The organism is Mesorhizobium sp. ORS 3428, assembly GCF_001854785.1.
In the GTDB taxonomy this organism is placed as follows: Bacteria; Pseudomonadota; Alphaproteobacteria; order Rhizobiales; family Rhizobiaceae; genus Mesorhizobium.
In genome coordinates, this window is record NZ_MDFL01000036.1 from 1 (window position 1) to 5,448 (window position 5,448).

The window sequence follows — 5,448 nt, forward strand, 5'->3', positions numbered from 1 at the left end:
GGGCATGCTTGAGCTTGGGTGCCGCCAGAAATCCCCCGATTTCCGTTTCGTTAGAGGGACCGCGACCTTTCTGGTTGCGCATATTGTGTTTGAACTGTCCACGGTTTCGCAGGCGCCAATCGAAATCCTTGGCTCTTGGCCCGATAGGCGTCCATTTCCTTCTTGAGTTCCTTGATCGTTTGGCGTCGGCCGTTTCCATCGGAGACGCCGCCAGCTCTCGTCGTTCATAAGACATAGTCGAGATGCTCCTCCAGCGCGATATCCGGCTTCACGCTGGGCATGCGCCGCAACACCACCCTTGGCGAGGGTGCGCGGATTTCAGACTCCGACACCCAAGTCTTCAGCATTTGGCGGATGCGCCGAAATATTTCGAGCGCGCGATCGCGCGTGCGGCTGTTGGCATTCTTGTGCTTGTCGATCTCATCCGGGCTTTCGCCAGGAGGATTACGACCGGATCGTAGCCGAGCTCTTGCCACGGCAGCTGCTCGAGTGGCTTGCACTCGAAGAACAGGTTGGTGTCCGCAACCAGATGGATATCCATTCAGTTCCCCCACGCCAGCCGGTCCACATACCTGTTTTCGCTCAGGCGAATTCAAGCGGCTGGCGGTGCCTTCTATCTGCGGCAGGACGAGTTGCCCTTCGGCGCCACGTCCGTGGTGCGTGCCCCTAGCCGGAAAGACTGTCGGATCAGCCTGCGCGGCGCCATGGCTTGCTTTCTGAACAATGCCTTCTAGTATTTCAGTCTCGCCTGATGTATCCTGTAATAACTAGACTACGCTCAGCGGGTATCATATTGGAAATTGGAGTTGGATCAGAATCTACGCCGACTAACGGCGTAGCGATCGGAAGATCTGCGTGGGTTTCTTTACAATTCCCTATGGGCTGCGGGGGAGGGGAACAAAGAATGACCGTCGCCGACTCACAACGACTGCGAAGCGTGGCGAGGCAAATAGCTGACGCGAGCGCTCCTGAAGTGCTGGCGAATATTAGCCAAGTACAGAATGAGTTCGAGCATCCGCAGTGGGTAGCCGATGCCACCAAAGCGATGAATGCCCGCTATGGCAATTTCTCGGCGACGACACCTCGATTGGTTGACGAAGGCGTGGCGCTAGCCGGAGGGCCGCCCGGACCTGGATCGGCGCCCCCACCCGCGGCCGCCGCTCCGGCGCAGCCCCCACCGCCCGTCACTAATGACGAAACCATCGTGTTCGCCGTGGGCACGCCGGTCTTCCTCGTCCAAAACAACGCGATCGATATCGGCAGCGCCCGAGCCGAGGCGACGGCGTGGCGGCAGATTCTAACGGCCAAGGCGCCGTTGCTGAACCGCAGCATGGCCTCGATCGGCCGCGTCGACGTGAGCAATTTCGACAACCCGTTCGTCGGGACGGCCTGGGTGATCGACGACGGGCTGGTGATCACGAACCGGCATGTCGCCAATCTCTTTGCCCAAACCAGCGGGGCAGGCTTCACCTTCAAGCTAGGCTTCGACGCGCGTACGCCTATCGGCGCCRATATCGACTTTCTCCAGGAATACGGGAGCGCGGCTACCGACCCCGTCACCGTCGAGCGCATCGTCTGGGTGGCCCCTGACGGCCTGCCGGATATCGCCTTCCTAAAGCTTGCGCAGATGTCTTCCGCTGTCGGCAGGGTGAAATTGCAATTGGCCAGCGAACCGCCTCCTGCGAAGCTGCCCGTTGCCGTGGTCGGGTATCCGGCCAGCGACATCCGGTTCTCGGATCAACAGCTCGCCAACAAAATCTTCGGAGGCATCTACGACAAAAAGCGGGTGGYGGTGGGGAACTTGCTCGGCGTCGGCGACGACAACATCACCCATTCATGCTCGACCCTTGGGGGAAACTCCGGCTCGCCTGTCATAGACATCGGCACCGGGCAGGTGGTCGCGCTACATTATCGTGGCATTGAATTCATTGAAAACGACGCAGTCCCGATCGACCAGCTCAAGCGCTGCCTCGCGCGCGCTCGCGGCCTGTTGGAAAACACTGGAGGAATCGTCATGGCCGACAATAGCGGCGGGGGAAGCAATCAAAACCCGGGGCGTGGGGGAGTCACGTTCACGGTGCCGCTCAAGATTACGGTGGAGATCGACGATGGGGCGTTGCCGACGCTTGCTGCTGYGGTTCCAATGCATGGTTCGGCGCAAACTCCTGGTCCCGGTCTTGGCCCCGCGACTTCGGCGCCGCCGCCCGGAAGTCCTCCGCCCACCCGGGAAATGACGCTAGCCGCCGTGCGCACGGCCCGCGCCCTGCTCGCGAACCGGGAAGACGTGGTCGCGGTCAAGCCAGGCTACCGCTTCGAAAACGGCGAGATCACGGACGAGCGCGCGGTGGTGATTGCGGTCAGGCGCAAGGTCGATCTCGGCGCGCTCGAGTCGCGTGGCGTCGTGCCGCTTCCCTCGTACGTCGATGGTGTCCGGACGGACGTGACGGTCGCCTCGACCGCCGATCTCATGGGACTCAGTTATGGCGACGAGGCACCTCCGGCCTGGCACACCAGTTATAAGAAGCGGCCAGACCTGCCGCTTACGAGGCGGAAGACGACGACGACGTTCACGGTGCATACGGGACCGGACGCAAGCTGGCCCGTGCTAGGGCCTTTCCTTGCGTCGACGACAAAGTCGCTGGTGGTGGCGATGTACGACTTCGGCGCCGTCAACGTGCTGAAAGGCGTACTGGACGCGGTCAAGAACAAGGCCGAGACCATGTCTCTTGTGCTGCAGATGGGTGGCAAGGTACACGCCGGCGACTTCACCGACTATGAGGCGGTGGACAAGATACGCGAGGAGAAAGGCGACAAGTTCAACTTTGCGCCCGCGAGCGTAGGCAAGGCGGGCATCTTCGATTCCGCCTACCACATCAAGGTCGCCGTTCGCGACCGGGCCGCCATGTGGCTGTCGAGCGGCAATTGGCAGAGCTCGAACCAGCCTGACGTAGCGCCGCTCGCCAACCCTGCGGACGCGAGCGCGCTCAGGCTCTACAACCGCGAATGGCATGTCGTGCTCGAAGACAAGGATTTAAGCCAGCTCTTCGAAGCTCATATCCTGCGCGATCTAGAGGAGGCGAAGGCAGCGCCGGAGACTGTCGCGGGCGAGCCGCTGGTATGGGTGCCCGCGGACCTAACCGTCGATGAAGCAGCAGCGAAACCGCGCTACTTCCAACCTTTAACCGACACCCGCGAGATAGACGTGCAGCCCGTCCTGACGCCCGACAATTACATCGACATGGTACTGCCGTTTATCCAATCAGCGAAGAGCACGATCTACTTTCAGAACCAGAGCTTCAACACCAAGACCGTGGGCGACGATTACCGGAAGCTGCTGGATGCGCTTTTGGCGCAGCAGAAGGCGGGCCGCGATGTCCGTATCATCTTCCGCTCGTTCGGCCCGGACGACCGTGACACAATCAGCAGCGCGAAGGACTACGGTTTTGACACCAACAAGATTCGCAAGCAGAACAATTGCCATACTAAAGGCATCATCATCGACGGCGAAGCGGTGCTGGTCGGGAGTCACAACTGGACAACGGCCGGCACCGGATTCAATCGCGACGCCAGCATGATCTTCTATGACCGCGACATCGCCAAGTTCTATCAGGAAGTCTTTCTCTACGACTGGGATCGAATCGGGCCGGCCAAGATCGACGAGTCRCTGCCGATGCCGATAGTCGTCACTGCAGCCAACGAGACGACGCCGCATCCAGGTTACGTCGCAGTTCCGCTGTCCGAAATCCTCGGGCGTTGATCGGCTGAGCAGGCGCCCGTCGCAAGCGGTGTCGGCGAGCCGTCGAACGGGACGGCGGAAACCGCGATGGCTCAGAGCGGATACTCCGCGATGCGGGATTCTCGCTGCCGCCCGACGATGTTCCAGAAGCCGTGAAGGTGAAAGAAGGATCAGGCCTGGACTACCGGAGTGCGGGAAAGTTCGCTGGAGCTGCGCTCGAGAAGGAAACGACGCCGCTGCTGGCCGATATGCGCGCGCTTGTGGTGACGCACACGTTTCCGTTCAAATACGGTAGAGCGTCTGCTTCAGTTCCTGGAGGGAAACACCTTTGAGTCGCAAACCTCCAATTCGCTGTCGTCCTCCCAAAGCGCCAGCGCTCGGCATTCCAGGTCACGGCTTTAGGCGTCGATCCGGCCGCTCATGCTGAATTCCAGAAGGAGGCATTGGCAGTCGCTAGGGAAGGTGCTGCGAAATTCCAAGAGCGGTACAGGCGGTGCTGAACGCGCTTCGCGTCGTCGACCCCGTGGTCATCCCCGCCTGCTTCGCGAGCTACGGACTTCAAGTCCGCCTGGGGCACGACGGGAGGGAGATAAAGGCGACATAACCAACATCACGCCGAGATCCTCCAGGCATGCTTTTGACACTTCCGGCGACGGAMTGGGCACAGGAGTGCTGCTGCCTCAGGTGCCGCATGCCTGACGGCCGTCCCAAAGCCTTCAGAGGCCTTTTTCGTTCAGCGCATGGTGGACAGCGAGGCCATCAAGGACGACCAGGATAAGATCTCGGTGCGTTCGCTCCAAGAGAGGATTCGGCTGCACACGCACGGGATGCGGAACTGGGGCTAAAAGGGGATGTGATCAAGCTGTCCGTCAATCTCTATGGCGCGCTTGATGCGGCCATGATCGCTCGCCATGGCTTCGGCGCCACTGATGTGATCGAGATCGCCCGGGTCGTCCTCGCCGAATTCGAACGGAAGCAGGGCACCCACTGGGAGAAGGTGCGAACGATCACCCTAGGTGGCAAACAGCGGCTTGACAGGAATTATCATGGTACTGCTTGCCGACGGCCTCGGCCCAGCAGGAATTGCCAAACTGGTCGGCTGCTGCAAATGCAGTTCTATCGGATCATTAAAGCCTTCAATGAATCTTCTGCTGCGATAGCCAAAAGCGGTGGACTAACGCCGACATAAGCAGATCACGCTGGCCTTCCTCGACAAAGCCGGTAAAAGCGTTCCCCGTGTTGTCACGGAATAGGAGTAATTGAATGCACGAGGACACCGCAAATAGCCGAGGCCTGTTGATTGAACTTACGGCAGATATTGTATCTGCCTATGTCAGCAAAAACGCMGTTCCCACCGCGTCACTGCCAGAGCTTATCGCAAGCGTGAATTCGTCATTGTCGAATCTTGGGCAAGCGGTCGAGCCAGAGAAGCCAGCCCAAGCGCCTGCGGTTAATCCGAAGCGGTCGGTGTTTCCCGACCACATCATCTGCCTAGAGGACGGCAAGAAATTCAAATCGCTTAAGCGGCATCTCAACGTCCACTACGGCCTGACGCCCAACGAATATCGCGAGAAATGGGGATTGAAGCCCGACTACCCCATGGTAGCGCCGAACTATGCGGCCCAACGGTCGGCGCTGGCGAAGTCGAGCGGTCTCGGCCACAAGGCTGTCAGCAAACCCGAAAGGAAGTCGGCGGYACGCAAATCTAGGTA

Annotated in this window: 5 protein-coding genes; 3 read left to right on the forward strand and 2 right to left on the reverse strand. The window is 60.0% G+C overall.

The window, feature by feature from the left end:
* A partial coding sequence (locus ORS3428_RS33730; protein WP_210185683.1) for a hypothetical protein occupies positions 1-235 on the reverse strand: 235 nt, incomplete at its 3' end.
* 105 nt (positions 236-340) lie between these two features.
* Positions 341-541 (reverse strand): hypothetical protein, encoded by a 201-nt coding sequence (locus ORS3428_RS05570; protein ID WP_040986767.1) that lies wholly within the window; start codon positions 539-541, stop codon positions 341-343.
* Between the two features lie 363 nt (positions 542-904).
* On the opposite strand from ORS3428_RS05570, the gene ORS3428_RS05575 reads away from it, so the two are divergent.
* The 3 genes from ORS3428_RS05575 to ORS3428_RS05580 form a co-directional block, all read left to right on the forward strand.
* Positions 905-3,757 carry a phospholipase D-like domain-containing protein gene (locus tag ORS3428_RS05575; RefSeq protein WP_071095341.1) on the forward strand — a complete coding sequence of 951 codons (2,853 nt, stop codon included), beginning with the start codon at positions 905-907 and terminating at the stop codon, positions 3,755-3,757.
* Between the two features lie 832 nt (positions 3,758-4,589).
* Entirely contained in the window at positions 4,590-4,925 is a 336-nt protein-coding gene (locus ORS3428_RS32935; protein WP_131802842.1) for a hypothetical protein, read from the forward strand.
* A gap of 74 nt (positions 4,926-4,999) precedes the next feature.
* Positions 5,000-5,448: MucR family transcriptional regulator (locus ORS3428_RS05580; protein ID WP_071095342.1), on the forward strand; the 449-nt coding region annotated here is incomplete at its 3' end.

What these genes read in the sequence shown, in the direction of transcription:
- ORS3428_RS05570 (WP_040986767.1), bottom strand. Translation starts at nt 541, where the DNA reads ATGGATATCCATCTGGTTGCGGACACCAACCTGTTCTTCGAGTGCAAG.